Below are 2452 nucleotides of genomic sequence, written 5' to 3'. Positions count from 1 at the left end.
GGGATGATGATATGAAGAGGGCCCCGATCGGGGCCCTCTTCATATCATTGTTGTCTTTGCCGATCAGGTGGTGGTGATCTGGCCGGTGTCCGGGTCGATGGTGTCGCTGGCCGGGTATTGCTCCGCCCTGGCGGCGGATCGGCGGCGGCCGGCGGACTGCTTCAGCCGGTAGCTGTCGCCGTTCATGGTCAGAATACTGACGTGGTGGGTCAGCCGGTCGAGCAGCGCGCCGGTGAGCCGTTCGGAGCCCAGGACCTGTGTCCAGTCCTCGAAGGGCAGGTTGGACGTGACGATGGTCGAGCCGCGCTCGTAGCGCTGCGAGAAGACCTCGAACAGCAGTTCGGCGCCGGTCGCCGTCAGCGGCACATAGCCCAGCTCATCGACGATCAGCAGCTTGACCGCGGCAAGCTCGCGCTGGAGCTTGAGCAGCCGGCGCTCGTCGCGCGCCTCCATGAGTTGGTTGACCAGTGCGGCGGCGGTGGTGAACGCGACCGTGAACCCCTTCTGGCAGGCCGCCAGGCCCAGCGCGAGCGCGGCATGGGTCTTGCCGGTGCCGCTGTTGCCAAGTGCGATGACGTTCTCGCGGCGCAGGATGTACTCGCAGCGGGCCAGCTCGAGCACCAGCGGCTTGTTGAGGCTGGGGATGGCGGCGAAGTCGAACGTGTCGAAGCTCTTCACCGCCGGGAACCGGGCGGCCCGGATGCGTCGCTCGACCGTGCGCCGTTCGCGGTCGATCAGCTCCAGTTCGATCAGCCGGAGCAGGTAGCGCGGGTGATCGACACCATCGCGGGCGCACTCGCGGGCGACCTTGTCATACTCGCGCAGCACCGTCGGCAGCTTCAGCTGCTTGAGGTGATGGGCGAGCAGCACCTGCGGCGCCGTGCTCATCGTGCCCGTGGGCATCGGGTCATCAGCCCGGGTCATGCCGCCAGCACCGCATAGTCGGCCGCCGACGTCGTCTTCACCGCGGTTCTGGGCAGATGCGGATAGGCCGCCAGATCGAGCCGGGCGGGCCGCCGCTCGATGCGCGCCAGCGCGATCAGCTTGACTGCGTCGAAGCCGGGCGCGCCGATCTGGATCGCCTGGGTCACCGCAGCGGTGACGATATCGAGCGGCAAGGCCTCCAGCAGCCGCAGGACCTGGATGAACTCGCGCTTGCCGCGATTGCCCATCCTGGCCTCCAACAGATGCCGCAGATGCTGGAACACCTCAGGCAGGCGCCAGCCCTGCAACGCAGCCGCCTGGTCGAGCGCCCCCGGCTTGGTCTCGATGAGGGCGAGATAGTGGAGCGGCTCGGCGATGAACGCACCTTCGGCGTAGCAGCGGGGATGCCGGGCGATCTCCTGCCCACCGCACAGGATCACGACCTCATCGACGAAGCCCTTCACCACGACGTCCTGGAACCCATAGGCCGTCGGCACCGAGTAGTCGTTGGTCCGGTAGCGCACCAGCGCCGTCGAGGAGACACGCGCTGCCCGCTTCTCGCACGGTTCCAGCGGCACCGCCGGCAATGGGCGCAGCGCTGCCAGATCGGCCACCAGGCGCTCACCGATGGTCGCGGTGTGCCGGCCGGCACGCTCGGCCTGGCGCGCGCGGCAGCGATGCTCCAGTTCGGCGTTGAAGGCATCGAAGCTCGCCGCGTCAGGGACCGGCGTCATGAAGCAGCGCCGGGCAAACTTCACCAGTCCCTCGACCTTGCCTTTGTCGTTGCCCTTGCCCGGACGGCCGAAGCGGTCTCGGAACAGGTAATGGCTGACCAGTTCGGTGAAGGCCCGCGTCCGCTCGCGCTTCCCGTCGCCGCAGATCTTCGCCACCGCGATCTTGGTGTTGTCGTACAGGATCGATAGCGGCACTCCGCCGAAGAAGGCGAACGCCGACACGTGCCCGTCGAGGAATGCCTCGGTGGTCTCGCGCGGGAACGCCTTCACGAAGCAGGCGTCCGACTGCGGCAGGTCGATACAGAAGAAGTGGATCTTCTGCCGCACCCCGCCGATCACCCCGACCGCTTCGCCAAAATCGACCTGCGCATGGCCCGGTGGGTGGGCCAGTGGCACGAACGTCTCGCGCCCGCGGGCTCGGCTGATCCGGACATAATCCTTCACCACCGTGTAGCCGCCTGCAAAGCCATGCTCGTCGCGGAGCCGCTCGAAGATCCGCTTGGCGGTATGCCGCTGCTTCACCGGCGCGGTCCCATCCGCCGCCAGGATCGCGTCGATCACCGGTAGCAGAGGACCCAGCTTCGGCTTCTCCACGGGCTTGGTCCGCGTGTAGCCCGGCGGTAGCGAGAACCGGCACATCTTCCCCACCGTCTCCCGGCTCAGCCCGAAGACCCGCGCCGCCTCGCGCTGGCTGTGACCCTCGATAAACACAAAGCGCCGAACAGCGGCGTAGCTCTCCACGGCAAACATCCTTGGCCGACCTCAAAAAGGTTCAGCCTAACCAATGGCCGGAT

General features: G+C 67.2%; 2 protein-coding genes. Both read right to left on the bottom strand.

Annotated features, from left to right (window positions below; translation table 11 throughout):
* Positions 1-63: 63 nt before the first annotated feature.
* A complete protein-coding gene (gene istB, locus PYV00_RS24010) occupies positions 64-903 on the bottom strand; it encodes an IS21-like element helper ATPase IstB (RefSeq protein WP_037487499.1) in 840 nt (279 codons plus the stop codon).
* Positions 904-920: 17 nt separating this feature from the next.
* Positions 921-2408 carry an IS21 family transposase gene (gene istA / locus PYV00_RS24005; protein WP_037487497.1) on the bottom strand — a complete coding sequence of 496 codons (1488 nt, stop codon included), beginning with the start codon at positions 2406-2408 and terminating at the stop codon, positions 921-923.
* Positions 2409-2452 lie beyond the last annotated feature (44 nt).

Origin of the sequence: Novosphingobium album (ex Liu et al. 2023) (genome assembly GCF_029076845.1) — a bacterium.
Lineage (GTDB): Bacteria > Pseudomonadota > Alphaproteobacteria > Sphingomonadales > Sphingomonadaceae > Novosphingobium.
Note: the sequence above shows the minus strand (reverse complement) of the source record. Positions and strands in the feature narration are given on the sequence as shown.

Coding starts and splice junctions, on each gene's coding strand:
- istB (WP_037487499.1), bottom strand. CDS start 903: ATGCCCACGGGCACGATGAGCACGGCGCCGCAGGTGCTGCTCGCCCAT.
- istA (WP_037487497.1), bottom strand. CDS start 2,408: ATGTTTGCCGTGGAGAGCTACGCCGCTGTTCGGCGCTTTGTGTTTATC.